Source organism: Xanthomonas cannabis pv. cannabis (assembly GCF_000802365.1).
Classification (GTDB): Bacteria; Pseudomonadota; Gammaproteobacteria; order Xanthomonadales; family Xanthomonadaceae; genus Xanthomonas; species Xanthomonas cannabis.
In genome coordinates, this window is the sequence record NZ_JSZE01000236.1 from 1 (window position 1) to 242 (window position 242).

The 242-nt window shown below is 65.7% G+C and carries 1 protein-coding gene; it reads right to left on the reverse strand.

Going from position 1 to position 242, the window contains the following annotated elements; translation table 11 throughout:
- Positions 1-242, reverse strand: a 242-nt coding sequence (locus OZ10_RS20220; RefSeq protein ID WP_039566920.1) for an EAL domain-containing protein, incomplete at both ends; no start/stop codon positions are given.

Below are 242 nucleotides of genomic sequence, written 5' to 3' on the forward strand. Positions count from 1 at the left end.
TCGCCCTGCACGTAGTCCACGCCGGCACTGAAGAAGCTGCTCATCGATTGCGCATCGGCCACGAACTCGGCCACGGTCAGGATGCCGGCCGGCTGCGCGCGCGAGGTGATCTCGCGAATCTTTTCCTGGCTGTCGCGCGCCGAGGCGACATCGCTGGTGATGCCGCGATCCAGCTTGAGGAAGGCCGGCTGGAAGTGCGCCAGCAGCTGGAACAAATCCAGGCCCGAGCCGAACTGCTCCAG